This is a genomic window from Streptomyces sp. NPDC050806, from assembly GCF_055586425.1.
The window spans coordinates 45,757-71,696 of the sequence record NZ_JBVJIF010000001.1 but is presented as its reverse complement, the minus strand read 5'-3'; the positions used below and the strand labels follow the sequence as shown (position 1 = coordinate 71,696).

The following is a 25,940-nucleotide window of genomic DNA, read 5'->3' as shown; positions in this document are numbered from 1 at the left end:
CTAGAATCCGCTTGAAGCCCAACTGATATATCAGGCTGTGCGGTAACGTATGTGAGCCCGGAGAACAGGTCAAGAGGTGCGCCGATGAATGGTCCCGAGTCCCCTGCGGAGGAGCTGTCGCTCGCCGAGCGGGCCTACCGCGCGATCCGGGACCGGCTGGTCATGCTGGACATCAGACCCGGCGCCCCGATCAACGAGGAACAGCTCTCCCAGTCCCTCGGGTTCGGCCGGACCCCCGTACGCGAAGCGCTCAAGCGCCTGCAGTACGAGCGGCTGATCGCGACGTTCCCCCGCCGCGGCACCTTCGCCACCGAGGTCAACATCACCGACCTCGCCCACCTCTCCGAGGTCCGCCGGCAGCTGGAGCCGATGGCCGCGGCCCAGGCCGCCCGGCGCGCCACCGCCGAGGACCGGTCCCGGCTGACCGCCCTGCTGCACGAACTGGAGAGCGCGGGCGAGCAGGGCCGCAGCCCGGACGACCTGATGCGCCTGGACCTCGCGGTGCACCGCGCGATCTACGCCGCCACGCACAACCCGTACCTGGAGGACACCCTCGTGCGGTACGACAACCTCGCCACCCGCGTCTGGTGCCTCTTCGTCGACCGGCTGCCCGGCATGGCGGGCCACATCGGCGAGCACGGCCCGCTGCTGCGCACCATCGCCGCCGGCGACCCCGACAAGGCCGCCGAGCTGGCCCACGCCCACGTACAGGGCTTCGAGCGCGCGATCCGCGAGGCCCTCTGACCCCCTCCGGCACGGGCGCACCACCCCACTCCGGTCCGTGATGTTCTGACCTTGGTTTCCCTGGGGCGGGGCGGTTTTGGGACCGTATACCGAAGGGGACCGGGGGAACTCGACAGCACCGCGCGGCATTGGCCTGCGGCGCGACGGGGCCCGGCGGCGACGGTCCACCGTCGAGCCACAGCGCGGCGGCCATGCCCCGCGCCGGACCAGTCGAGGTGACCCTGATGACGACGACAGCCCAGCCCGCCGAGGCGACCCCGCCCGTCACGACGGCCCTGCCGCAGGCGGAGCCGCCGCCCGTCGCCGCTCCCCCGACGCCCCGGCAGATGCGTGCCCTGGGCACCTTCGCGACCGGGGTGACCGTGGTGACCGGCCTGGACGGCAGCGAACCGGTCGGCTTCACCTGCCAGACCTTCGCCTCGGTCTCCCTCGCTCCCCCGCTGGTCCTCTTCTGCGCCGGCCACGAGGGCCGCAGCTGGCCGCGGATCAGGGCTGCCGGCAGGTTCACGGTCAATGTGCTGGCCGAGGACCAGGGGGAGCTGAGCACGCGCTTCGGGTCGCGAACAGGACGGAAGTACGAGGGGCTGGGCTGGGACCTGTCGCGGTGGGGCACCCCGTCGCTGCCCGGGGTGCTGCTGCGCGTGCACGCCGAGATCGCCGATGTGTACGGCGCCGGGGACCACGACGTGGTGATCGGCCGGGTCCTCGCCCTGGAACCGGGCCGCGAGGCCCGCCCGCTGCTCTACCTCCGCGGCCAGTTCGTCAGAACCACGACCGCTCCGCCGCCGCCGAGTTGGCCCCGGTCCCGGCCCGCGTGAAGAGGCCCGCGTGCTGAAGCCCGTAGGAAGAAGGGGGCCCGACGGCCGGCTATAGGGTGAGCGGGCCAGGCCGAGAGACAGGGGAGGACCGGTGCCGAACGGGTACGACGTGGCACGCGCCGCCGGGGTGTCGCAGACCACGGTGTCCCGGGTCTTCCGGGGCGACACCCTCGTCGCCGAACGCACCCGCGACCACGTCCTGGAGATCGCCAGGCGCCTCGGGTACGCCCCCAACCTCGCGGCCCGGACCCTGACCACGAACCGCGCGTACACCGTCGCCGTGATCACCCCGGACGTGGTGAACCCCCTGTATCCCCAGGAGATCACCACACTGCACGGCGAGTTCAGCGCGGCGGGCTACCGCACGATGCTGCTCACCCGGGGCGACCCGGGCGCGGACGAGGACGGCGCGCCGCGCGACCTGGATGCGCTGCGCGGCCGGGCGGTGGACGGCGTGGTGTTCGCCGCCGCGACCGTCGAATCGCCGGCGGTGGCCCAGTTCCTGGCGTCGGGCATGCCCCTGGTGCTGCTGCACCGGGACACCGAGCGGGGCGAGGTGGACCGGGTACTGAGCGACGAGCGGGCGGGCTGCGGCCTCGCGGCGCGGTACGCGGTGGGCCTGGGCCACCGGCGGATCGGCGTGCTCACCGGCCCGCCGGACACCTCCAGCGGCCGGTACCGGCGGCAGCACTTCGCATCGGCGCTGGCGGAGCTGGGGTGCCCGCTGGACCCGAAGTACGCGCGCTGGGGCAGCCATGCGCACGAGACCGGGTTCGCGCTCGCGGAGGAACTGCTGGCGCTGGACCCGGCGCCGACGGCCGTGCTGTGCGGCAGCGACATCGTGGCGTACGGCGTGCTGGACGCCGCGCGGCGCCGGGGCCTGCGGGTCCCGGCGGACCTGTCGGTGATCGGCTTCGACGACATCGCGATGTCCGGCTGGTCGATGATCGGGCTGACCACGGTGCGCCAGCCGCTGGCGGAGATGGCCAGGGCCGCGGCGACGACGCTGCTGCACCGCATCGAGCAGCCGGCGGCCCACATCCCGCGGCGGCAGGTCTTCGACGTGGAGCTGATCGAACGCGACACGTCGGGTCCCGCGCCGCACTGACCGTCCGCGCCGGGCCGGGCCGCGGCCCGGTTCAGCCGATCGTCGCCGAGCCCTCGGGTTCCTGCCCCTCGTGCCCCGGGATCCGGGCAGCGATCACCGCGATGTCGTCGCTGCTGTCCGCCGACGGCCCCGCGACCAGGGCCCGGCAGAAATCGTCCAGCGGCTCGGTGGCGAGCCCGGCCGCCTGCCGGCGCAGCCGTTCCAGTCCCACGTCGATGTCCTCGTCGGGCCGCTCGACCAGGCCGTCGGTGTAGAGCAGGACGATGCCGCGCGGCGGCAGCGGCTCGATGCTGCTCGCCCGTTCCTGGTCGGGAGCGAGCCCGCCGAGCATGATGTCCTGGGCGGCGTCCAGGAACCGGGCCTCGCCCTCGGCCGTGACCAGCAGCGGCGGCAGATGCCCCGCGACGCTGAAGTGCAGCTGCCAGGGCCCGCCCGCGGAGCCCTCGATGCGGGCGTACACACAGGTCGCCGTGCCCTCCTCGGTACCGAGGATCTGGGTGCTCACGTCCAGCCGGCGCAGGATGTCGCCGGGCGGCTCCTGCCGGTCGACGACCAGGCTGCGCAGCATGTTCCGCATCTTGCTCATGGCGACGGCGGCGGTCAGGTCGTGCCCGGCGACATCGCCGATGATCAGGGTGGTGGCCCCGTCGGGCAGTACAAAGGAGTCGTACCAGTCGCCGCCCACCTCGTCCGCCATCGAACTGGGCAGATAGCGGGCGACGATCTCCAGGCCGTCGACCAGCGGCGGATCGGTGAGCAGGCTCCGCTGCAGCGCGAGGGCGATGCGCTGGGTGTGCCGTAGCTCCAGGGTGTTGCTGAACACCGGCAGCGACTGGTCCAGGACGGCCCGGACGAGGCCCAGCTCGCCGCGGCCGAACGACTCCCGCTCGCGGCACGCGTAGACGGCGACCACCGCATGCACGCTGCCGGCGATGGTGACGGGGAACATCACCACGTCGTGCACCTCCGCCAGCTCCGCCCACGGCGCGACGCCCGGCGGCACCTTCTCGGGCGGCACGGGGCCGGGACGGATCCTGCGGTGGATCGGGCGGCGTTCGTGGATCACCTGGTCGAAGGCCGAGCCGGGCGCCACCCGTTCAGGGCGCAGCGGGGCCACGGCCGCGGGCAGCCCGTGCCGGATGGTGGACGAGATCCGGTGGATGATGCCCGCCTCCCGTTCGGCGCCCGGCTCGCTCTCGGGGAAGAGGTACACACCGCAGGCGTCGGCCAGCTCCGGAACGATCACCCGGCCGACCGCCGCGAAGGCGCGGTCGGCGTGGGCCGACTCGGTCACCGCGGCGGAGGCCCGCGCCAGCAGCTCCTTGCGGCGGTCCGCGACCCACTGGTCCTCGATGTCGGCGCAGGCGCCGACCCACTCCACGACCCGGCCGTTCTCCCGGATGGGGACCGCGCGCAGCTCGCAGTGGCGGTAGCAGCCGTCCCGGTGCCGCAGCCGGAACCGGTGCTGGAACAGCTGCGGCACCTCCTGGACCGCGCGGTCCCACGCCCCGGCGAGCGCCCGCCGGTCCTCGGGGTGCGCGGCGTCCAGCCAGCCACGCCCGCAGAGCCGGTCCCAGGGCATGCCCGTGACCCGCTCCCAGCCGGGGCTGCCCTCCACGAGCCCGCCGTCCCGGTCGGTGACCCACACCTTCTGGGCACCGGCCGTGACCAGGCTCTGGTACCGGTGGAGGACGCGCAGCCGCTTCTCCGACAGCATGCGGGCCCGTTCCTTGGCGGTCACCTCGCCGGTGACCTCCATGGCCACCAGCAGCACCCCGACCTCGTCCGGGGTGCCGGCCCGCCCCTCGGGCGCGGCCCGGGAGAGGCTGAGGCTGAACCAGCGGTCGCGTACTTCGCCCTGCGCGTCCTCGATGCGCACCGGCCGGTCGGGGCCGATCTGCGCCGGCTGACCCGTGCGGTACACCTCGTCCAGAAGGGTGAAGGCCTCCTGCCGTTCGAGATCGGCCATGACCTCGCGGGCGGGCACGCCGAGCGGCCGGTCGCCGAAGAGCTTCCGGTAGACGGCGTTGGTGTACGCGAGGACGTGGTCGGGGCCGCGGAAGACGGCCACGGCGACCGGCGCCGGGTCGAACACGTCCAGCGCCGGGATGACGGGGGATGTGCGGTGCCCGGTCCCGTGCGGCTGTTCAGTCACCATCGCGCCCTTCCACGTCGGCTATGCGCCATTATCCACTCAATAGAGCGGGTTACCGCTGAAAAGTACGCGTCGGCGGGCGTGGCAGTTCGCCCGTCCACGGGGGCTTGACGCTGACATCACCCCCTCCTTAGCTTCTTCGCACGCTGCATGACTGCGCAGTCATGCAGCGCAGCTGCCATACAGCACTGTCATCCAGAGTGAGGAAGCCGGCGATGTCTCCACGTAACGGTCCGCTGCGCATCGGGATCATCGGCGCCGGGCGGATGGGCGCCCAGCACGCCGGTTTCCTCGACCGGGAGCAGGACGCCCGGCTGGTGGCCGTCGCCGACCCGTACAGCTCCGCGCTGGCCGAGCGGTGCGGCGTACCCCATGTGCGATCGCATCAGGAGCTGCTGGCCCGGGGCGACATGGACGCGGTGATCATCGCCAGCCCCAACCGGGCGCACGTGACCACTGCGGTGGACTGTCTGGCGGCCGGCGTCCCGGCCCTGCTGGAGAAGCCGGTGGCCACCTCGCGCGCCGAGGCCGACGTGCTGCTCGCCGCGGAGCGGGAGCACGGCGTTCCGGTGCTCGTCGGCCACCACCGCCGGCACCACCCCGCCGTGGCCGCGGCCCGCGACTTCGTCCGCGGGGGCGGCCTCGGGCGGCTGGTGGCCGTCAACGGGCTCTGGCTGACGAAGAAGGACGACGCGTACTTCGACCAGGAGTGGCGGCGCAGCAAGGGCGCGGGGGTGATGCTGATCAACCTGGTGCACGACCTGGACCTGCTGCGGCACATCTGCGGGGAGATCACCACCGTGCAGGCGCGTACCAGCAACGCGGTGCGGGGCCACGAGGTGGAGGAGACGGCGAGCGTCGTCGTGGGTTTCGAGTCCGGTGCGCTGGGGTCGTTCCTGATCTCCGACACCGTGGTGGCGCCGTGGGGCTGGGACCAGGCCACCGAGGACGACCCGTCGTTCCCGTACCGGCCCGACGGCTCCTGCTACTCGATCGCCGGGACCACCGGCTCGCTGTCCTTCCCGCAGCTGGCGCACTACCACCACGAGGGCACGTCGGACTGGACCCGGCCGCTGAGCACGCGGTTCGTACCGAAGGGCACCGGGGATTCGTACACGAACCAGCTGCGGCACTTCCTCGCGGTGGCGCGCGGCGAGGCGGAACCGGCCGTTTCGGTCGCGGACGCGGCGCGCACCCTCGCCCTGATCGAGACGGCGCAGCGTGCCGCGGAGTCCGGCGCCACGGAGACCGTCGGGCCGCGGTGACGCGTACCGGCCGGAAATCACCGGCCCGGCCCGCGAGCACTCCGGCCGTGCCGAAAGCGCTGGCAGGATGCTCGGCATGACCGACCATCCGCTGCTCGGAACGCACGAGGTGCCCGCACTGGAACCGTTGCTCGCCCGGGTGGGCGAGGTGTTCGCCGCCGGGCCGGTCCACGACTCGGGGTGCCGTACCTACGGCGTACGGCTGCCGGACGGTGAACGCTGGTGCGTGAAGGAGGCCGTGACGGACGCGGCGCAGCGGTCGCTGGACCGCGGCTGGGCGTTCCACCGGGCGGTGCGGCACCCCGTGATCGTCCCGCAGGTGCACCGGCTGCGGGTGGGCGAGCGGTCGGCGGTGGTACTGCCCTGGCGGGACGGCGCATCGCTGTACCACCGGGCGCCGGCCGCCGGTCCCGGGCAGCGGCCGGGCGGTGCGCTGGCGCGCTTCCGCGCGCTCCCCGTGGCGCGGGTGCTGGCGGCGCTGGACCTGATCCTGGACGCGCACCTCGCGGTGGAGCAGGCCGGATACGTCGCGGTGGACTTCTACGACGGCGCGGTGCTGTACGACTTCGCCACGCACACCCCGCACCTCGTGGACCTGGACGAGTACCGCCGCGGCCCGTTCGCCGTGCAGGCGGACCGGCTGCCGGGGTCGCGGCGGTTCATGGCGCCGGAGGAGTGGGTGCGCGGCGCGGTCATCGACATCCGGACGACGGTGTTCACCCTCGGTCGGACGGCGCGGCTGCTGCTGGACGCGGGCGACGAGGAGCGCGCCTGGCGCGGCACGCCCCGGCAGCGTGCCGTGATAACCCGGGCGACCTGCGCCGACCCGCCGCACCGGCACTCCGGTGTGCGGCAGTTCGTCGAGGAGTGGCGGGCGGCGTGCCGGGAACCGGTGGGCAGCTCCCACTCACCCCTTGGCCGCGGCGAGTTGATGCATTAATCTACCGAGCAGCACGGTGCATTAATGCATCGAGGAGGGATGCGCGCACCGCGGCGGCGCCCGGTCAGGCTATGGCGTCGTCGGACGTCGTACCCAGCGGGTCGAGCGCGGAGAGCAGATCGGGATGGACCTCGAAGGATTCGAGCAGGCCGGTCAGGCGCAGCACACGGACGACACAGGCACTGTCGCCGTCCGAGATGAGCCGCAGCCGTCCCTCGCGCGCCAGGATCCGCAGCCGCGCCCGGCACAGCAGCGACAGTCCGCTGCAGTCCACGAACGTGACCTGCCGCAGGTCCACGACCAGGTCGGGCCTGCCCGCGCTGGTCAGCACATCCATCCGGTCGGCGAGATTGACCTTCGCCAGAATGTCCAGTTCCCCACAGAGTTCGATGACCGTGGTGGCTCCCACGGCCCTTTCACGGCCCCCGAAGGACCGCCTCTCTTCGGCCATCCCCGTCCCCACTTCACTGTTCGGCCGAGACGCGTGATCGCGCCGTACACCGGCGATGGAGGCTTGCGGAGGTGGGGGACACCCGCGGAGAAAGGTCAGCAACGACCACCGTCGACGTTCGGGGATCCGCGCCGTGCCGGCCGTCGGCAGGGTCCGGGTCATCGGCCGGTCCGTTACGTGTGAATACGGTGTACCCGGCTCTACTGGCCTGAGTCAACAACTTGGTTGTACCGGAAAGTTGTTGGCCCCCTTACGCCACTCCTCGCCACCCCCCGCGCTTGCTCCTCTCCGCGTATGCACAGAGGGAAGCCCCGCGTGCCGTGGAATGTCCGGGCGGGCGGGGAGCGCCGGCCCACACGGACATGTGCCGACGCCCCCGCCTTCCCCCGTCCGGCGCACCCCGGCGCCGCTGGGCACCAGCCTGCCGCCTGCGACGGGCCCGTGAGAAGAAGGTCCTGATAGGTCTTCGACGCACATTGATGCGCCGGCGCTTATCAACGCGCGTACGCGAGCGGCGGTCCGGTGCCCACGGCCCGTCACCCGTACGGACGTGAGTTTGTCCCCCGTACCCACGTGTCGCGAATCGTCATCACTCGGGTGATTACCACTGTCCTCGCGGGGCACCCGGCGCACCTGGAACGCCGGTGCTCACCCGGTCGCACGACCGGCCCCGGTCCGATGGCGGGCCGGAGGGGTGCGTGCCAGCGTGTCCAGGGGTGGCGTCGCCACCGGGCCCCTGCTGCCGATATTGCGAGGACCGTGATGGAACGACCCAGAGTGCTGATCGTGGGCGGGGGTTTCGCCGGCGTGGAATGCGCCCGCGCCCTGGAGCACGGCCTGGAGGCCCGTGAGGCCGAGCTGACGCTGGTCTCCCCCACCAACTACCAGCTGTATCTGCCACTCCTGCCGCACCTCGCGGCCGGCGTGGTCACCCCCCAGTCGATCGCCCCGTCGCTGCGCCGCATCCTGCGCCGGACCCGGCTCGTCCCGGGCGGCGTGATCGGCGTGGACACCGCCAACAAGGTGTGCACGGTCCGCCAGATCACCGGCGAGACCGTCAATCTGTCGTACGACCACCTCGTCCTCACCCCCGGCTCCGTCACCCGGACCTTCGACATCCCGGGTCTGACCGAGCACGCGCTCGGCATGAAGACGCTCGCCGAGGCCGCGTACATCCGCGACCACGTCATCGCGCAGCTCGACATCGCCGCGTGCTGCGCCGACCCCGCGGAGAAGGCGGCCCGGCTGCAGTTCGTGGTGGTCGGCGGCGGTTACGCGGGCACCGAGACGGCGGCGTACCTGCAACGGCTGACCAGCGCGGCGGCCGAGCGGTACGCGGGCCGTATCGAACCGGACGAGATCAAGTGGCATCTGATCGACATCGCGCCGCGGCTCATGCCGGAGCTGGGCGAACGGCTCGGCACCAAGGCGATGGAGCTGGTGCAGAAGCGGGGCATGGAGGTGTCGCTCGGGGTGTCCGTGGAGTCGGTCACCGCCGACACCGTGACGCTCACGGACGGCCGGGTGCTGCCCTGCCACACCCTGATCTGGACCGCCGGGGTGGCCGCGAGCCCGCTGATCGGCACGCTCGGCGCGGAGACGGTGAAGGGCCGGCTGGCGGTGCACGCCGACCTGTCCGTGCCGCGTATGCCCGGCGTGTGGGCCTGCGGTGACGCGGCCGCCGTACCGGACATCACCAAGGAGGGCGGCGCGGTCTGCCCGCCCACGGCGCAGCACGCGCAGCGGCAGGGCAAGCACGCCGCGAAGAACATCATCGCCTCGCTGCACGGGCAGCTCTGCACGCCGTACCGGCACAAGGACCTGGGGCTGGTGGTCGACCTGGGCGGCGCCGACGCGGTGTCCCGGCCGCTGGGCAAGGAACTGGTCGGCCTGCCCGCGCAGGTGGTGGCACGCGGCTACCACCTTATGGCCCTGCGGACCGGTACCGCGCGGTTCCGTACCGTCGCGAACTGGCTGCTCAACGCCACGGCGGGCGATGACTTCGTACGGACCGGGTTCCAGTCCGGCCGGGACGCGACGCTGCGCGACTTCGAACGCACGGACGTCTACATCTCGCCGGACGACGTCAAGGCACAGAACGGCGGCAGCCGCAGGAAGAGCTGACGGCCGGACACCTCGGCAGCGGCCGGGCGGGGCTCAGTCCCGCTCGGCCGCTTCGTCGTCCGACGGCAGGTCACGGGCGCCCAGGCGGAGGTGCTCGATGTGGTAGACGGCCTCGTCCAGGAGCTGCGCGACATGGTTGTCGTACAGGCTGTAGACGATGCGGCGGCCCCGGCGGGCGCCGGTGACCAGGCCCAGCGCGCGCAGCAGCCGCAGCTGGTGGGAGACGGCCGACTGCTCCATGCCCACCGCTTCGGCCAGCTCCCCCACCGGGCAGGCGCCCTGCCGGAGCCGGGTGAGGATCATCAGGCGTGACGGCGTGGCCAGCGCCTGAAGCGTGGCGGCGATGGTCGCGGCGGACTCCGCGTCCAAGTGCTCGGCCGGCGTGACCCGGGCGTCGACTCCATGTCCCATGCGCCCATCGTAACGACCAGCATATTTGAAGACCTCTTCATGTATTCGGCTATGGTGGCACCGGCGCATACGCATGAAGAGGTCTTCATGCGTACGTGGTTTTCCGTCCCCGTCCGCACCCTCGTGCCCCCGGGCCCCGCCCGCGCACGCCACCGCTCCCGAGGTGTCTCCCATGGCTTCCACGCTGGCCGACGAGCACACGGCCACCGCGGCCACCGCTCCGGCGCCACCGGCCCCCGCGGCGCTCCCCCGCCGCACCCGGCTCTTCGCGCTCCCCGAGGTCCGCTGGGCCGCGCTCGCCGCACTCGCCTTCCTGATCGCCTTCCCGCTCGACCTCGCGGGCGCCCCCGCCTGGGCGTGGGGCCCGCTGTACGCCGTGTGCTACGCGGCGGGCGGCTGGGAGCCGGGCTGGGCGGGCCTGACAGCGCTGCGTGAACGCACCCTCGACGTCGACCTGTTGATGGTCGTGGCAGCGATCGGCGCCGCCGCCATCGGCCAGTACCTCGACGGCGGGCTGCTCATCGTGATCTTCGCGGTCTCCGGCGCGCTGGAGGCGCTGGCCACCCGGCGCACCGAGGACTCCGTACGCGGCCTGCTGGACCTCGCCCCGTCCACCGCCGTACGGCTGACCGCCGACGGCGAGGAGACCGTGGCCGCCACCGCGCTGGCGGTCGGCGACACCGTCCTGGTGCGCCCCGGCGAGCGGCTGCCGGCCGACGGCACCGTGCTGGACGGCGCGAGCGAGGTGGACCAGGCGTCCATCACCGGCGAGCCGCTGCCCGCCGAGAAGCGGAGCGGCGACACCGTCTTCGCCGGCACCCTCAACGGCACCGGAGCGCTGCGCGTCCGGGTCGAAGCGGACGCGTCGGAATCGGTCATCGCCCGCATCGTGACGATGGTCGAGGAGGCCAGCGGCACCAAGGCGCCGACCCAGCTGTTCATCGAGAAGATCGAGCAGCGGTACTCCGTCGGCGTGGTCGTGGCCACCCTCGCGCTCTTCGCCGTCCCGCTGGCCTTCGGCGCCGCCCTCACCCCGACGCTGCTGCGCGCCATGACCTTCATGATCGTGGCCTCGCCGTGCGCGGTCGTGCTGGCGACCATGCCGCCGCTGCTCTCCGCCATCGCCAACGCCGGACGGCACGGCGTGCTGGTGAAGTCGGCGGTGGCGATGGAGCGGCTGGGCTCGGTCACCCGTGTCGCGATGGACAAGACCGGCACCCTCACCGAGGGCACGCCGCGGGTCGCCGCCGTCCGGGCGCTGCCCGGGTTCGACGAGGACGAGGCGCTGGCTGCGGCCGCCGCCGCCGAACTCCCCAGCGAACACCCGCTCGCCCGCGCGGTGGTCACCGCCGCCCGCGACCGCGGCCTGCGCCCGGCGGACGCGACGGACTTCTCCTCCGTACCGGGCCGCGGCGTCCGGGCCACGGTGGCGGGCCGTACGGTCCAGGTCGGCAGCCCCTCGGGCCTGCTGACGGGCGATCTGCCGACGGACGCCGAGGGCCCGGACGGTGCGGCAGCCGCCGGGAAGCCCGTCGCCGGACACGAGGTCGCCCGCCGGGCCGTCGCGGAGTACGAGGAGGACGGCCGCACCGCCGTCGTCGTACTGATCGACGGCGCGCCCGCCGCCGTACTCGCGCTCGCCGACCGGCTGCGCCCCGGCGCGCCCCGTGCCGTCGCCCGGCTGCGTGCCCTGGCCGGCGCCGAGCCCGCCCTGCTGACCGGTGACAACGGCCGTACCGCGGCCCGTACCGCCGACGAGTCGGGGATGACGGACGTACGCGCCGGGCTGCTGCCCGAGGACAAGGTGGCGGCGGTGCGCGCCTGGCAGGAGCAGGGCGAGCGGGTGCTCGTCGTGGGCGACGGGGTCAACGACGCGCCCGCGCTGGCCGCCGCCGACAGCGGCGTGGCGATGGGCCGGGCCGGCTCGGACCTGGCGCTGGAGACCGCCGACGCGGTGGTCGTCCGGGACGAGATCGGCGCCGTGCCCACCGTCGTGGCGCTCTCCCGGCGCGCCCGGCAGCTGGTGAAGCAGAACCTCGTCATCGCGTCGGTGTGCATCGGCGCCCTGGTGATCTGGGACCTGGCGGGCCAACTCCCGCTGCCGCTGGGCGTGCTGGGGCACGAAGGTTCGACCGTCCTGGTGGGCCTGAACGGTCTGCGGCTGCTGCGTACGACGGCGTGGCGGCGCGCCGCGGCCTGAGCACCCACCTGCCGGTTCGTGATCAGCGGGTGGGCATCGGCAGACGGCACTTTTGTCATGAGGGTCACCCCTCTCGACCCGGTTCTGCTATGTTCGCCCGCATGTTCCTCTTCCGTGCATAGGAGTCAGTGCTGCCGCGTCCTCCCACCGGACGCGGCCTTCGCTGCCCCTGCACGTGCGAGCGCCGCCGGTACGGCGCCGCCTCTCCCGAGGAACATGATCATGTCTTCGCCTGTCGTGGCCCCGTCGTACGCAGCTGTGCTGCGGACCCCCTATGCCTGCCGCACCTTCGGTGCGGCGCTGGTGGGCCGGCTTTCCTACGGAATGGTTTCTCTCTCGCTGATTCTGGCGGTCAAAGAGGCCACCGACTCCTACACCGTGGCAGGCAGTGCCACGGCTGCGTTCGGGTTGACCAGTGTCTTTCTCTCTCCTGCCCGTGCCGGTCTGGTCGACCGGTACGGGCCGCGCCGCGTGCTGCCTCCCATGGCCGCCGCCTATGCGGTGCTGTTGAGCATCCTGGCCTTGGCGACCGCATGGCCAGGCGTGCCGGGAATCCTCCTGGGTCTCCTGGCCGGGACGGCTGGTGCCAGTACGCCACCACTCGGTCCGGTGATGAGAACGTTGTGGAGCACCTTGGTTCGTGACCGGGCGCTGCTGCAACGCGCGTACAGCCTGGACGGGGTGGCCGAGGAGCTCCTGTTCGTGACCGGGCCGTTGTTGGTGGGCGTTCTGGTGCAAGTCGCCGTGCCGTCGGTGGGTCTTGCCGTGAGCGCCGCCCTCGTACTGACCGGGGCCCTCACGCTGGCCGCGTCACCGGTGACCCGCGACTGGGGAGACCGGGGAAAGGCTGCTGCGGCGTCGGCAGGGCCGTCCGAGGACGCTCCCCCGGGCCCGGCATCCAGGGGCGGCGCGAGGCTGGGGCAGGCGATTGCCGTCTCTGCTGGGGTGGGTGTGAGCCTGGGCGCCTTGGACCTCCTTGTGATCGCCTTCGCCGATGAACGCCACGCCTCCCATGTGGTGCCCTGGGTCCTGGCGGCGCTGTCCGCCGGCAGCGCCGTCGGCGGCCTCGTCTACGGCGCCGTGCAGTGGCGCGCGTCGAGCAGGCGCCGGCTGTCACTGCTTGCGATCGCCCTGGGGCTCGTGCTGGCGGCGGCAGGTCTTTCGCCTCATCCCTACGTGCTCATCCTCTGGGCGGCACTGGGCGGACTTTTCGTGGCCCCGGCCATCACGACGGCGTACCTGATCGCCGACGAGTGCGCCGGCCCGGATGCCCGCACCAGAGCGGGCGCATGGGTCAACACCGCGCTCAACGCCGGCACGGCGGCGGCAACGGCTGCCGCCGGGCTGCTCGTGGGCCGCATGCCCTTGCCCGTGTGCTTCGCCCTTGCCGCGGCCCCGGCCTTGCTGTCCGCCGCCACAGCACTGAGCCCGTCCCGCCGGTCCGCCCCGGTCCGCACCGGCTCACCCGGGTTCACCGAGTCCACGACGTACCCGACCGCGGCCTGCGAGCTCCGCTCGACAGGCTCCGGGAACCGCCCCTTCTGCTGAACCTTCGAGGGAAGCAATTGACCTCAACATTGGTTGAGGTCATAGCTTCCTGATGTGTCGCCGGTCAGTCCCGACCGCGACGGATGACCGCATCCCGGAGGTCCGCGATGGACATGGAAGTCGCCGCCTGGCATTCGATGCACAGCACCGTCACCGCGCAACAGGACAAGCGTCCGTTCTCGCGCGGGACGGTGCGCCGCATCGCGGCCTTCGCCCGCCCGCACCGACGCAATCTGGTGGCGTTCCTGCTGCTCAGCACGGTCACCTCCGTGCTCGCCGTGGCCACCCCGCTGCTCGCTGGCAGGGTCGTGGACGCGATCGAGCACCGCTCCTCCACCGGACTGGTACTGGGCCTCGCCGGGCTGATCGCCGCCATCGCCCTCGCCGAGGCCGGCCTCGGCCTGCTGATCCGCTGGCTGTCCGCGACCATCGGCGAGGGCCTGATCCTGGACCTGCGGACGGCCGTGTACGACCACGTCCAGCGCATGCCGGTGGCCTTCTTCACCCGTACCCGCACCGGCGCCCTGGTCAGCCGCCTCAACAACGACGTCATCGGCGCGCAACGGGCCTTCAGCGACACCCTTTCCCAAGTCGTCGGCAACATCGTCACCCTGGTCCTGACGCTCGTCGTGATGATGGCCCTGTCGTGGCAGATCACCCTGATCGCCCTCGTGCTGCTGCCGGTGTTCGTGCTGCCGGCCCGGCGCGTCGGCCGGCGCCTGGCGCAGCTGCGCCGGGAGGCCGCCACGCACAACGCCACGATGGGCACCCAGATGACCGAGCGGTTCTCCGCGCCCGGCGCCACGCTGGTCAAGCTGTTCGGGCGGCCCGACCGCGAGTCCGCCGAATTCGCCGCACGGGCGAGCCGGGTACGGGACATCGGCGTCCGTACGGCCATGGTGCAGACGTACTTCGTCACCGCCCTCACCCTCGTCTCCGCACTCGCGCTGGCCATCGTCTACGGGCTCGGCGGCTACCTCGCCCTCAGCGGCAGCCTCGGCCCCGGCGCGATCGTCTCCCTCGCCCTGCTGCTGACCCGCCTCTACGCGCCGCTCACCGCGCTCTCCGGCGCCCACGTCGAGGTCATGAGCGCCCTGGTGAGCTTCGAGCGGGTCTTCGAAGTACTGGACCTCAAGCCGCTGATCAGCGAGAAGCCGGACGCCCGCCCGGTACCCGACGGCCCGCTGGCCGTGGAGTTCGACGATGTGCGCTTCGGCTACCCGGCCGCCGACAAGGTGTCCCTGGCCTCCCTCGAAGAGGTCGCGACGCTCGACACCCGTGGCGGCGACGATGTCCTGCACGGCGTGTCCTTCCGCGCCGAGCCCGGCCAGATGATCGCCCTGGTCGGCTCCTCCGGCGCCGGGAAGTCCACCATCGCGCAGCTGCTGCCGCGGCTGTACGACACGGACGAGGGCGCCGTACGCATCGGGGGCGTGGACGTGCGCGACCTGTCGGCCGCCTCGCTGCGCGACACCCTCGGCATGGTCACCCAGGACGGCCACCTCTTCCACGACTCGCTCCGCGAGAACCTGCTGCTGGCCCGGCCCGGGGCCGCCGAGGAGGAGCTGTGGGACGTGCTGCGCCGGGCCCGGCTCGACGGGCTGATCGCCTCCCTGCCGGACGGCCTGGACACGGTCGTCGGCGAACGCGGCTACCGGCTCTCCGGCGGTGAGCGGCAGCGGCTGACCATCGCCCGCCTGCTGCTGGCCCGCCCCCGGGTCGTGATCCTGGACGAGGCCACCGCCCACCTGGACAACACCTCCGAGGCGGCGGTACAGGAAGCGCTGGCCGAGGCGCTGGCGGGCCGCACTTCCCTGGTGATCGCCCACCGGCTGTCCACCGTACGGTCCGCCGACCTCATCCTCGTCCTCGAAGACGGCCGCATCGTGGAACGCGGCACCCACGAGGCGCTGCTCGCCGCGGGCGGTCGCTACGAGGAGCTGTACCGCACCCAGTTCGCCGAGTCGGCAGCGGAGCGGAAGGTGGCCGTGAACTGACCGCGGCCCCGGGCGGCCGACGCCCATCCGACCACGTACGACAGCACCGGCCGGTCCCGCCTCTTGGCGGCGACCGGCCGATGCCGAACACTCGTAGGGTGACTCAGCGCGCTGAACACTCGACCGTCATGGACCGCCTCGCGATCGACGACCTCGTCACCGATTACGCCATCGCCGTCGACGACGGCGACTGGGCCGCCTACCGGCACCTGTTCACCAAGGACGGCCGGGCGGACTACCGCTCGGCCGGCGGCATCGAGGGCGGCTGGGAGGAGATCGCCGCCTGGCTCGCGGAGATGATGCGCCACTTCCCCGTCCGCCAGCATCTGATCGTCAACCGCCGGATCGCCCTCGACACCCGGGACGGCGCCCCCGGCGACACCGCCACCGTACGGGCCGACTACCTCAACCCGATGCTGCTCGCCGACCCGTCGGAGCCGCCCACCACCGCCCCGACCAGCACCGACCCGCACGGCCACGCCGCACTCGCGCCGAACTACACCTGCGCGGGCCGCTACGACTTCACCGCCCACCGCACCGCGGACGGCTGGCGCCTGGCCGAGGTCGTCGTCCACGAGCGATGGCGGCAGATCGGACCGGCGAAGAAGGCGTGAGGCTAGCGAGGCTCTTCCCCCGCGCGGCTTCCTCCTGAACGCGGGCCGCCGCGCCCCCTGTGCCTGATCGCCGTCGTGGCGCACACTGGGCGTCCGACCCGAGAGGGGGCCGATCCGAGAGGTCCTGGAGGGGGACACGGTATGCGCCGCCCGGCCGGCCGAGAGGACGGGAGCCCCGGCTCCCCCTGGTGGCGCGTCGTCGCCGTACTGGTGGCGGGCGCGCTGCCGGCCCTGTGCTTCCCCGCACCCGCCCTCTGGTGGCTCGCGTACGTCGCACTGGTCCCCTGGCTGGCTCTCCTCGCCACGGCCGCCACACCGCGCCGTGCCGCGCTGGAGGGCTGGCTGGGCGGCACCGCGTTCATGCTGGCGGTGCACCACTGGCTGCTGCCCAGCCTGCACGTCTTCCTCCTCGTCCTGGCCGCACTGCTCGGCGCGCTCTGGGCGCCCTGGGGCCTGCTCGTCCGCGACCTGCTGCGGAGCCGGCACACCCCGGCGGGCCCCCGCGGCCCCGGCCCCGGCCGGTGCGCGGCCGCCCTGGTCCTCGTACCGTCCGGCTGGCTGCTGATCGAACTGGTCCGCTCCTGGGAGTACCTGGGCGGGCCGTGGGGCGTCTTCGGGGCGAGCCAGTGGCAGGTGGCGCCTGCGCTGCGGCTCGCCTCTCTCGGCGGCGTCTGGCTGCTGACGCTGCTGCTCGTCGCGGTGAACACCGCGCTGGCCCTTCTCCTGACCCGGACCGCGTGGCGGGCCGCGCTCGCCGGGCTGCTGACGATCGCCGTCGCCGCGGGCGCCGCCTGGCTGTGGACGCCGCGCCCGCCGCCCGCCGGCACGACCCGGATCGCCGTGGTGCAGGCGGGCGTGGTGGCCGGCCCGGACGCCCGGTTCGCACGGGGCGAGCAGCTCACCCGTCGTCTCGCGGGCCGCGGCGTGGACCTGGTCGTCTGGGGCGAGAGCAGCGTCGGCGCCGACCTGAGCGACCGCCCGGACCTGCGGGCCCGGCTGGCCGCGCTCTCCCGTGAGGTGGACGCCGACCTGCTGGTCAACGTGGACGCCCGGCGCGCCGACCGCCCCGGCATCTACAAGTCGTCCGTGCTCATCGGCCCCGACGGCCCGACCGGTGACCGCTACGACAAGATGCGCCTGGTGCCCTTCGGCGAGTACGTACCGGCCCGCTCGATACTGGGCTGGGCCACCAGCGTCGGCAAGGCCGCCACGGAGGACCGCCACCGCGGCACCCGCCAGGTCGTGATGACGGCGGACACGGCGGCCGGCGCGGGCCTGCGCTTCGGTCCCCTCGTCTGCTTCGAGACGGCCTTCCCCGACATGAGCCGCCGGCTGGTCCGTCAGGGCGCGGGCGTACTGGTGGCCCAGTCCGCCACGTCCTCCTTCCAGGAGAGCTGGGCCCCCGCACAGCACGCCTCCCTGGCCGCGCTGCGCGCCGCCGAGACCTGGCGGCCGATGGTGCACGCCACGCTGACCGGCGTCAGCGCGGTCCACGGCCCGCGCGGCGAGCAGGTCGGCCCCCGGCTGGGCACCGACCGCGCCACCGCCGCCGTCTACGACGTCCCCCTGGCCCACGGCACCAGCCCGTACGTCCGCCTCGGCGACTGGCCCCTGTACGCGGCCCTCCTCGCGATCGCCGTCTACTGCGTGCGGAAGGGGACCCGGGCACTGCGCAAGCCCTCGTCGGTGGGACCCGCTGAGCGGTCCGCGCCGGCGCCTCGCTGATCGTTCGCTGGGCGGCCTGCGCGAGCGCCTCGCCGATCACCCACTAGGCGGCCTGCGCGAGCGCCTCGCCGATCACTCGTTCGCAGAGCTCATGCGTGCGGAGCGCGTCCTCGGCGGTGAGCAGCTTTCCGGTCCCTACGGCGTCCAGGAAGGCCAGCGCCACCTGCTCGATGCCGCGCTGCCGGGCGACCGGCACCCAGTCGCCGCGACGCCGTACGCTCGGCTGCCCCTTGTGGTCGATCACTTCGGCGAGGTTGACGACCTGCCGCTTGGTGTCCTGCCCCGAGACGTCGAGGACCTCCTCGGCCGAGCCGCTGAGCCGGTTCATGGTGCCGATGGCGGAGAACCCGTCGCCGGCCAGATGCAGCACCACGTGCTCCATCAGCCCGTCCCGGACGCGCGCCCGTACGTGCACGTCGTCGACGGTCCCCGGGGCGAGGAACCGCAGCGTGTCGACGACGTGGATGAAGTCGTCCAGCACCAGGGTGCGCGGGTCCTCGGGCAGCCCGACGCGGTTCTTCTGCATCAGGATCAGCTCGCGCGGGTGCTCCAGGCACTGCGCGTACGCGGGCGCGTAGCGGCGGTTGAATCCGACGGCCAGGCTGACGCCGCGGTCCGCCGCCCGGCGCACGATCCGCTCGCTCTCGCCGTAATGGTAAGAAATCGGCTTGTCGACATAGGTGGGAACGCCCGCGTCGACGAGCCGGCTGACGATCTCCGGGTGCACCCCGGTCGGCGCGTGCACGAAGGCCGCGTCCAGCCCGGCGCCGAGCAGCGACTCCAGGTCGCCGTGGCGCTGGGCGGCGGGCAGGTGCAGCGTGTCGGCGACCCGTTCGAGGGTGGCAGGGGTACGGGTCTGCACATGCAACTCGACCCCGGGCTGCGCCCCGAGCACCGGGAGGTACGCCTTCCGCGCGATGTCACCGAGGCCGATGCAGCCTACCTTCACTGTGCTTCACCTCTGAGGTATCGGGCCGGAGACCGGGCCGGGGGTCATGGAGCGCGTCCGAGCCTACGCGGCCGGGCGAGTGGCCGGGGCGGCTCCCTCCGCAAGCAGGCCGGGCCGTCCGCCGCACCCCATTCCCGCAGGCTGGCGCAAAATTGCGGGCCGTGCCGACCGAACCGGGAAAAACCGGGTCGGCACACGCCACAGCGGGCCATGCTGGACGGCATGACAGCATCCGATCCAGCACGCACCATCCCCACCGGAACCGGCGACGAGCTCACGCAATCGGTGCGCTGGCTGGACTACCACCGCGCCACCCTGGCCGTGAAGTGCGCGGGGCTCACCGAAGAACAGCTGCGGACCGCCTCGGTGCCGCCCTCGGAACTGACCCTGATCGGCCTGCTGCGCCACATGGCGGAGGTGGAGCGGCACTGGTTCCGGCGGATCATGACCGGCGAGGACCTCCCGTGGATCTACTGCGACGAGGAGGACTGGGACCGCGACTGGCACTTCGGCGAGCAGGACACCGCGGCCGAGGCGCTGGCCACCTGGCAGACGGAGGTGGAGCTGGCAACGAAGGCCGCGGAGGGCCGCACCCTGGACGAGCCGGCGCCCGACCGGCTGCCGGGCAAGGAACTGACGCTGCGGTGGATCTACCTCCACATGATCGAGGAGTACGCCCGCCACAACGGCCACGCCGACTTCCTCCGCGAACGCCTCGACGGCGACACGGGCGCCTGACCGGCACCAGTCCGACCAGCACCTTTCGGACCAGCACCTGTCCGACTAGCGCCAGTCCGACCAGCACCTGACCGGCTTTCTGCCCGGCCTTCTGACTGGCGGCTGACAGGGCCGCCGCACGGCGAGGCCCGCTACGCGCGGGGGCCGCCCGCGCGGTCCAGGCGGTGCTGAAGGCGCTCGATGGCGGCGCGAATGCCCTGTCGGTGCGGGTCGTCCTCCAGCGCGTCCAGTGCGGTACGGGCCCGGCCCAGCTCCCAGCGGGCCTCGGGGTGCCGGGCCAGCCGGGCGTAATCCGCCGCGAGGTCGAGATGGAGCGCGGGCAGCAGCGCCCGCAGCTCGGCACGCCCGGCGTCCGCGTGCCCCCGGCTCCCCTGGGCCGCACTCAGCGCCCGCAGGTCCCAGCGCAGTTCCTCCATGGGGCTGTCCTGGGTGTCGGCCAGATAGTGGGCGAGCGCGCAGCGCTGGTACGCGTCGGCGGACGGCCCCAGCTCGTGCCACAACAGAGTCATCCGGCTGCGGGCTTCCTCCCGGTCACCGCCCCGGTGCAACATGACGGCCTGTCCGATCCTGGTCAGGACGGCGTGCTCGGCCGTCGTCCCCTGCCGCCTCTGTGCCACTGCGCTCTCCCGCATCCGTACGCCGCCCGGCCACCTGCACCCCCGACGCTAACCGCGCCCCGCTCCCCCGGCACGGCGAACGGTCCGGACGGAGCGGGGCCCGGGAGCCCCGGGCGGGCTACCGGCACCTCCGTGTACTCCGCTCAGCCGAGGTCGGGAATGCGCCAGTCGATGGGGGTGTGCCCCTGGGCGGCGACCGCATCGTTGATCTGCGTGAAGGGGCGCGAGCCGAAGAACTTCTTCGCCGAGAGCGGTGAGGGATGCGCCCCCTGCACGACCACGTGCCGCTGCCCGTCGATCAGCGGCAGCTTCTTCTTGGCGTAGTTGCCCCAGAGCACGAACACCGCCGGGTCGGGCCGGCTCGCGACCGCCCTGATCACCGCGTCCGTGAACTTCTCCCACCCCTTGCCCTTGTGGGAGTTGGCCTCACCGGCCCGCACGGTCAGCACCGCGTTCAGCAGCAGCACCCCCTGCTGGGCCCACGGCATCAGATAGCCGTTGTCCGGGATCGGAGTGCCCAGCTCTTCGTGCATCTCCTTGTAGATGTTGCGCAGCGACGGCGGCGTCTTGACGCCGGGCCGCACCGAGAAGCACAGGCCGTGTCCCTGGCCCTCGCCGTGGTACGGGTCCTGGCCGAGGACCAGCACCTTCACCTGGTCGTACGGCGTGGCGTCCAGCGCGGCGAAGACCTCCTCGCGCGGCGGGTAGACCGGACCCCGGGCGCGCTCCTCCTCCACGAAGGCCGTCAGCTCCTCGAAATAGGGCTTGGCCAGCTCTTCGCCGAGTACGCCGCGCCAGGATTCGGGCAGCATGTCGGGCATCACGTCAACGACCTCCGGGTGGGTTCCGCGTCTTTCCCTGGAGAACCTACCGGCGACCACTGACAACGCCGTCCGCCGGGACCCGGGCCTGTGGAAAACCCGCGAGGAGAAACGAAAATGCCGGTGGCGGCGGCCCCTGGGGGACCGCCGCCACCGCCGCCTCTCAGACCCCCGCGTTCAGGAACCGCCCGCCGTCGATGACGAGGTTCTGACCGGTGATCCAGCCCGCGTCGTCCGAAAGCAGGAACGCCGCGGCCCCGCCGATGTCCTGCGGCACGCCGAGCCGCGCCATCGGGTACTGCGCCGCCGCCTCCGCCTCGCGGTCCTCGTACAGCGCGGCCGCGAACTTCGTCTTGACCACGGCGGGCGAGATCGAGTTGACCCGCACCGTGGGCGCGAACTCGTGCGCGAGCTGCAGCGTGAGGTTGATCATCGCGGCCTTGCTCATACCGTACGCGCCGATGAAGGGCGAGGCGGAGACGCCCGCGATGGACGCGATGTTGACGATCGCCCCACCGTTGTCCTTCTGCCACGCCTTCCACGTCTGCTGGGCGAAGCCGAGCGCGGAGACGACATTGGTCTCGTACACCTTGCGCGCGACCGCGAGGTCCAGCTCGGCCATCGGCCCGAAGACCGGGTTGGTACCGGCGTTGTTCACGAGGTAGTCGACCCGCCCGAAGGCCTCCATGGCCCGCTCGACGGCGGCCGCCTGGTGGGCCTCGTCGTGCGCCTTGCCGGCCACGCCGATCACCCGGTCGGCGCCGAGCTTCTCGACGGCCTCCTTGAGGGCGTCCTCGTTGCGGCCGGTGATCACGGCGCGGTGGCCGCGCGCGAGCACGGCCTCGGCGACGCCGTACCCGATGCCGCGGCTGGCGCCCGTGATGAGGGCGACCTTGGCGTTGTCCTGCTCAGTCATGTTCCTTGGATCTCCTGGCGTCGGTTGACCGTGTCCCGTCGGCTGACCTTGACGTACGCACGTACGCGCGCGTCAGTTGTACCCGCATGCGAGTTGTACGTGCGCGCGACCGGTACGCACATGTGAGCTGTACCGCAGGTATAACCTGCTACGCACGCGTCAGTTGAGCGGGCCACCCGCGACATACATGACCTGACCGGAGACAAACCCGGCCTGCTCGCCCGTGAAGAAGGCGATGGCGTTGGCGATGTCCTCGGGCTTGCCGACGCGCTGCACCGGGATCTGGGTGGCGGCCGCGGCCTGGAACTCCTCGAAGCCCATGCCGACCCGCTCGGCGGTGGCCGCGGTCATGTCGGTGACGATGAAGCCGGGCGCGACGGAGTTGGCGGTGATGCCGAACTTGCCGAGCTCCTTGGCGAGCGTCTTGGTGAAGCCCTGGAGGCCGGCCTTGGCGGCCGAGTAGTTGACCTGGCCGCGGTTGCCGAGCGCGGAGCTGGAGGAGAGGTTCACGATGCGGCCGAACTTGGCGTCCACCATGTGCTTCTGGCAGGCGCGGGACATCAGGAACGCGCCGCGCAGGTGCACGTTCATGACCGTGTCCCAGTCGCTGTCGGCCATCTTGAACAGCAGGTTGTCACGGAGCACACCGGCGTTGTTGACCAGCACGGTGGGCGCGCCCAGCTCGTCGGCGACGCGCGCGACAGCGGCCTCCACCTGCGCCGAGTCCGACACGTCGCAGCCCACCGCGAGGGCCTTGCCGCCGGCCGCGGTGATCTTCTCGACGGTGTCCTTGCAGGCCGCCTCGTCCAGGTCGAGTACGGCGACGGCGCGGCCCTCGGCGGCCAGGCGCACGGCGGTGGCGGCGCCGATACCGCGGGCGGCGCCCGTCACGATGGCTACGCGCTGCTCGGTGGTGGACATGCGGGGTTCTCCTCACCTCGAAAGCGGCTCACCGCTCCCGGAAGGCGGGTGAGCAACCGCTTAGTCGCTTCAGCAGAGCTGACGCTAGAAGCCAGGCCACCCGCTGTCAACGCCCCACCGCCAGCCGTTGCGCACCTCACCTGCGGCATCGGACGACAAGGGCGGGCACGGAAAGTCCGTACCCGCCCCCGTGGCCCCCGTACCTCACCGCACCAGCAGGTCCAACAACCGCTCCGCTTCCTTGGCCGGGTCGGCGGTCAGCCCGGTGTGCACGGGCCCGGGCTGCACAATCGTGCTGCGCGGCGCAATCAGCCACCGAAACCGCCGGCCGACATCGTCCCCCGCCGCCTGCCCGGCCCGCTCACCACCGCAGCAAACGCCCTCGACGGCACTCAGCGCGGCCCGCACCCCCTCCACATCCACCGAAGGATCCAGCGCCCGCAGCCGCGCCTCGTCCAGATGCGTACGCGCCTCCACGAAGCGCCGCGCGTGGCAGTAGACGACGACCCCCGCGTTGATCATCTCGCCGCGCTCGACCCTGGGCACCACCCGCAGCAGCGCGTACTCGAAGACGTCCCGTCCGTTGTGCAGTCCGCTCACTTCACTGCCCTCCGCGGAAGCTTGCCGGCCAGCCAGCCCGGCACCTGCGAAGGCTTCTCCTCCGTACGCTCCCCGACCTTGATGTTCTCGCTGATCACCGCGGCCCGCGCGGCCAGCGTCCGCACATACGCCTGCCGCACTTCCTCGGCCGACTCGAACCCCGGCTCGTCCACCAGCCACTCGTCCGGCACATCCGCCACCACCTCGGCCAGCAGCTCCTCCGTGACCAGCGGCGCAAGCTCCTCCGCCGCACCCGCCACGTCAGGCCCAAAGGTAGCCAGCACATGATCCGAAGCGTCATACGGCTTCACGGCCGCCTTCTCCGCACCCGGCCAGTTGTGGTGCCAGATCATCGTGGCCCCGTGGTCGATCAGCCACAGCTCCCCGTGCCAGACCAGCAGATTCGGGTTCCGCCACGACCGGTCGACGTTATTGATCAACGCGTCGAACCACACCACGCGCCCCGCCTCGCGCGCACTCACCTCAAAGGCAAGCGGATCAAACCCCAACGACCCGGGCAGGTAATCCATCCCGAGATTCAGCCCGCCACTCGCCTTGAGCAGCTCCTGCACCTCCTGATCAGGCTCACTCAGCCCGATCACCGGATCCAGCTGCATCCGCACCAGCTCCGGCACCCGCAACCCCAACCGCCGCCCGAGCTGCCCACAGACCACCTCAGCAACAAGCGTCTTCCGCCCCTGCCCGGCCCCGGTGAACTTCATGACATAAGTACCCAGGTCGTCCCCTTCGACGATCCCTGGCAGTGATCCACCCTCCCGCAGGGGTGTCACATATCGAGTCGCAATGACTTCTGTCAGCATTTCCCCAGGCTATACGCCTACCTGGCCTTAGGAATCAAGACGGACCGACAAGGCTCTCCGACCTGGCGATCCGCCCTGAACCCCCCTGGGGAGTTTCTGGGGAGTTTCGGCCGCGATCGACCACGCCGCTCTCCCCACCACCGAACAGGGTGTCGATGGCACCCCGACCCCTGTTACCGGCATCCGGCATGAAGTGCGCGTAGTGATCCAGCGTGATGGTCGGCGACGAGTGCCCCATCCACCGCGCGAGCGTGACCACCGACTCCCCCGCCTCCAGCATCACCGAGGCGTAGGTGTGCCGCAGCACATGGAAGCCGTCCTTGGGCGCAGCGGCCCACTGCCAGGGCTTCGCGCCCTCAGCCTGCGGCGGGATGACGCCGGCCTTCGCGAGGGCGGGCTTCCACACGTAGGTGTTCCACGTGTTCACGGCGACAGCATTGCCGTAGCGGGAGGTCAGCAGAAGCGGGACCTTCTTGCGTGCCATGTCCTCACCCGGCCCTCCCCAAGGGAGCTCCACTTCCCTCGGCGGGAAGCACTCGATGTGACGCTTCAGCTCGGCAGCCACTGAGGCGGGCATATCCACACTGCGCGTCTTCCCACCCTTCGGAAGGGCGTAGTACAGCTTCCCGCCCAGAGCCTGCACCTGCTTCCGGACATGCAGCACGCCACGCGCCCAGTCGATGTCCTCCGGACCGACGCCGAACGCCTCCCCTTGGCGCAGCCCGCACCCCAGGCCCAGCACCACCGCGATGCGATGTCGCTCATTGATCAGGTCCCGGACGCTCAGTGCAGTCTCCAGCGGCCACGCCTCGCGACGCTCCTTCGACGCCTTCGGCCACCGCACCGACTTCGACCGCATCGGATTCCTGACGATGCGCCGGTCATCGACGGCGGTCTCCAGAATCGCGGACAGCTCGCCCAAAATTCCTCGCCGATAGTCGACCGACAAGACCGTCGCGTCCAACTAGGCGCGGTCGTAGTCCTCGTCGAGCAGGCCCGGCCCAGGAGGCGTGTCCGCTTGGCCCCTGGGAGGGGACGCCCGGCCCCGCTGCTTCGGTGTGCGCGGCGTTCCGGGGGCGGGGTCTGGGCTCCCGGAACGCCGCACGCAGACTCACTGAGCGGCATCCCGTCGGCAGTCCTGCGCAGGCCAGCGGCCCAGGCAGAAACCTAAGTACTGATGCCCCCGGACATGATCCGGTTAACACTTGCAGTGATCCTGTAAACGCAATTAACTGAATCGGTGCAGTATGAACTCAGTGAGGGGCTCGACTCTCGGAGTGGTGGAGCGGCAGACTTCCACGGATGCCAGATGATCTTGTGCCTGTTGGGCTGGGGCCGCGTGGCTCCGTGGGTGCCGCCCGGACCGCCGCGTCGTCGCCGATTCGGGCCTGCTGCCGGATGGGACCGGGGCAGGCGTCCGGCCGCGTCCGCATGCGCCTCCTGGTCGAGCTGCACGG

23 protein-coding genes are annotated in these 25,940 nt (G+C 72.1%); 12 read left to right on the top strand and 11 right to left on the bottom strand.

Annotated features, from left to right (window positions below):
- The first annotated feature begins 84 nt into the window (after positions 1 to 84).
- From ACZ6WH_RS00325 to ACZ6WH_RS00315, 3 genes are all read left to right on the top strand, one after another.
- The gene (locus ACZ6WH_RS00325; RefSeq protein ID WP_469724848.1) at positions 85 to 744 is read left to right on the top strand and encodes a GntR family transcriptional regulator; all 660 of its coding nucleotides are present in this window, start codon (positions 85 to 87) and stop codon (positions 742 to 744) included.
- Positions 745 to 968: 224 nt separating this feature from the next.
- Positions 969 to 1,562 carry a flavin reductase family protein gene (locus tag ACZ6WH_RS00320; protein ID WP_469724846.1) on the top strand — a complete coding sequence of 198 codons (594 nt, stop codon included), beginning with the start codon at positions 969 to 971 and terminating at the stop codon, positions 1,560 to 1,562.
- A 91-nt stretch (positions 1,563 to 1,653) separates the two neighbouring features.
- Complete coding sequence (locus ACZ6WH_RS00315; protein ID WP_469724844.1) at positions 1,654 to 2,670, top strand: LacI family DNA-binding transcriptional regulator; 1,017 nt, start codon at positions 1,654 to 1,656, stop codon at positions 2,668 to 2,670.
- A 31-nt stretch (positions 2,671 to 2,701) separates the two neighbouring features.
- Here the strand turns inward: ACZ6WH_RS00315 and ACZ6WH_RS00310 are convergent, their stop codons facing one another.
- The gene (locus ACZ6WH_RS00310; RefSeq protein ID WP_469724843.1) at positions 2,702 to 4,828 is read right to left on the bottom strand and encodes a SpoIIE family protein phosphatase; all 2,127 of its coding nucleotides are present in this window, start codon (positions 4,826 to 4,828) and stop codon (positions 2,702 to 2,704) included.
- Between the two features lie 212 nt (positions 4,829 to 5,040).
- Between ACZ6WH_RS00310 and ACZ6WH_RS00305 the strand changes: the two genes are divergently transcribed.
- Positions 5,041 to 6,090, top strand: coding sequence for a Gfo/Idh/MocA family protein (locus tag ACZ6WH_RS00305; RefSeq protein WP_469724842.1), 1,050 nt, complete (start codon positions 5,041 to 5,043; stop codon positions 6,088 to 6,090).
- Positions 6,091 to 6,166: 76 nt separating this feature from the next.
- Entirely contained in the window at positions 6,167 to 7,030 is an 864-nt protein-coding gene (locus ACZ6WH_RS00300) for a serine/threonine protein kinase (protein WP_469724840.1), read from the top strand.
- Between the two features lie 64 nt (positions 7,031 to 7,094).
- Here ACZ6WH_RS00300 and ACZ6WH_RS00295 read toward each other — a convergent pair whose 3' ends face one another.
- The gene (locus ACZ6WH_RS00295) at positions 7,095 to 7,439 is read right to left on the bottom strand and encodes an STAS domain-containing protein (RefSeq protein WP_432850877.1); all 345 of its coding nucleotides are present in this window, start codon (positions 7,437 to 7,439) and stop codon (positions 7,095 to 7,097) included.
- 804 nt (positions 7,440 to 8,243) lie between these two features.
- Here ACZ6WH_RS00295 and ACZ6WH_RS00290 point away from each other — a divergent pair.
- Positions 8,244 to 9,605, top strand: coding sequence for an NAD(P)/FAD-dependent oxidoreductase (locus ACZ6WH_RS00290; RefSeq protein ID WP_469724838.1), 1,362 nt, complete (start codon positions 8,244 to 8,246; stop codon positions 9,603 to 9,605).
- Between the two features lie 33 nt (positions 9,606 to 9,638).
- On the opposite strand, the gene ACZ6WH_RS00285 is transcribed toward ACZ6WH_RS00290, so the two are convergent.
- Positions 9,639 to 10,016: an ArsR/SmtB family transcription factor gene (locus tag ACZ6WH_RS00285; RefSeq protein WP_052863329.1), complete on the bottom strand. Its 378-nt coding sequence runs from the start codon at positions 10,014 to 10,016 to the stop codon at positions 9,639 to 9,641.
- A gap of 172 nt (positions 10,017 to 10,188) precedes the next feature.
- On the opposite strand from ACZ6WH_RS00285, the gene ACZ6WH_RS00280 reads away from it, so the two are divergent.
- The 5 genes from ACZ6WH_RS00280 (at position 10,189) to lnt (ending at position 18,100) form a co-directional block, all read left to right on the top strand.
- Positions 10,189 to 12,216, top strand: coding sequence for a heavy metal translocating P-type ATPase (locus tag ACZ6WH_RS00280; protein ID WP_469724836.1), 2,028 nt, complete (start codon positions 10,189 to 10,191; stop codon positions 12,214 to 12,216).
- 216 nt (positions 12,217 to 12,432) lie between these two features.
- Positions 12,433 to 13,764 carry an MFS transporter gene (locus ACZ6WH_RS00275; RefSeq protein ID WP_469724834.1) on the top strand — a complete coding sequence of 444 codons (1,332 nt, stop codon included), beginning with the start codon at positions 12,433 to 12,435 and terminating at the stop codon, positions 13,762 to 13,764.
- A gap of 107 nt (positions 13,765 to 13,871) precedes the next feature.
- Entirely contained in the window at positions 13,872 to 15,761 is a 1,890-nt protein-coding gene (locus tag ACZ6WH_RS00270) for an ABC transporter ATP-binding protein (RefSeq protein WP_432850882.1), read from the top strand.
- Between the two features lie 98 nt (positions 15,762 to 15,859).
- Positions 15,860 to 16,375 (top strand): nuclear transport factor 2 family protein, encoded by a 516-nt coding sequence (locus ACZ6WH_RS00265; RefSeq protein WP_469724832.1) that lies wholly within the window; start codon positions 15,860 to 15,862, stop codon positions 16,373 to 16,375.
- 141 nt (positions 16,376 to 16,516) lie between these two features.
- On the top strand, positions 16,517 to 18,100 hold the full coding sequence (lnt, locus tag ACZ6WH_RS00260) for an apolipoprotein N-acyltransferase (protein WP_469724830.1): 1,584 nt from the start codon (positions 16,517 to 16,519) through the stop codon (positions 18,098 to 18,100).
- Positions 18,101 to 18,143: 43 nt separating this feature from the next.
- Here the strand turns inward: lnt and ACZ6WH_RS00255 are convergent, their stop codons facing one another.
- Positions 18,144 to 19,049: a Gfo/Idh/MocA family protein gene (locus ACZ6WH_RS00255; protein ID WP_469724829.1), complete on the bottom strand. Its 906-nt coding sequence runs from the start codon at positions 19,047 to 19,049 to the stop codon at positions 18,144 to 18,146.
- 222 nt (positions 19,050 to 19,271) lie between these two features.
- On the opposite strand from ACZ6WH_RS00255, the gene ACZ6WH_RS00250 reads away from it, so the two are divergent.
- The gene (locus ACZ6WH_RS00250; RefSeq protein WP_432850889.1) at positions 19,272 to 19,787 is read left to right on the top strand and encodes a DinB family protein; all 516 of its coding nucleotides are present in this window, start codon (positions 19,272 to 19,274) and stop codon (positions 19,785 to 19,787) included.
- A gap of 131 nt (positions 19,788 to 19,918) precedes the next feature.
- On the opposite strand, the gene ACZ6WH_RS00245 is transcribed toward ACZ6WH_RS00250, so the two are convergent.
- The 7 genes from ACZ6WH_RS00245 to ACZ6WH_RS00215 all read right to left on the bottom strand — a co-directional run bounded on the left by ACZ6WH_RS00245 (position 19,919) and on the right by ACZ6WH_RS00215 (position 25,447).
- Positions 19,919 to 20,404: a hypothetical protein gene (locus tag ACZ6WH_RS00245; RefSeq protein WP_432850890.1), complete on the bottom strand. Its 486-nt coding sequence runs from the start codon at positions 20,402 to 20,404 to the stop codon at positions 19,919 to 19,921.
- A gap of 143 nt (positions 20,405 to 20,547) precedes the next feature.
- Positions 20,548 to 21,225, bottom strand: a complete 678-nt coding sequence (locus ACZ6WH_RS00240; RefSeq protein ID WP_432850892.1) for a uracil-DNA glycosylase — start codon at positions 21,223 to 21,225, stop codon at positions 20,548 to 20,550.
- A 163-nt stretch (positions 21,226 to 21,388) separates the two neighbouring features.
- Positions 21,389 to 22,141: an SDR family oxidoreductase gene (locus ACZ6WH_RS00235; RefSeq protein WP_469724827.1), complete on the bottom strand. Its 753-nt coding sequence runs from the start codon at positions 22,139 to 22,141 to the stop codon at positions 21,389 to 21,391.
- Positions 22,142 to 22,300: 159 nt separating this feature from the next.
- Complete coding sequence (gene fabG / locus ACZ6WH_RS00230) at positions 22,301 to 23,062, bottom strand: 3-oxoacyl-ACP reductase FabG (protein WP_432850893.1); 762 nt, start codon at positions 23,060 to 23,062, stop codon at positions 22,301 to 22,303.
- A 204-nt stretch (positions 23,063 to 23,266) separates the two neighbouring features.
- Positions 23,267 to 23,662: a DUF3037 domain-containing protein gene (locus tag ACZ6WH_RS00225; protein WP_469724825.1), complete on the bottom strand. Its 396-nt coding sequence runs from the start codon at positions 23,660 to 23,662 to the stop codon at positions 23,267 to 23,269.
- On the bottom strand, positions 23,659 to 24,483 hold the full coding sequence (locus ACZ6WH_RS00220) for a HipA family kinase (RefSeq protein WP_469724823.1): 825 nt from the start codon (positions 24,481 to 24,483) through the stop codon (positions 23,659 to 23,661). Before ACZ6WH_RS00220 ends, ACZ6WH_RS00225 begins: the two co-directional genes overlap by 4 nt.
- Positions 24,484 to 24,517: 34 nt before the next feature.
- Complete coding sequence (locus ACZ6WH_RS00215; protein ID WP_469724821.1) at positions 24,518 to 25,447, bottom strand: tyrosine-type recombinase/integrase; 930 nt, start codon at positions 25,445 to 25,447, stop codon at positions 24,518 to 24,520.
- Between the last annotated feature and the right edge of the window lie 493 nt (positions 25,448 to 25,940).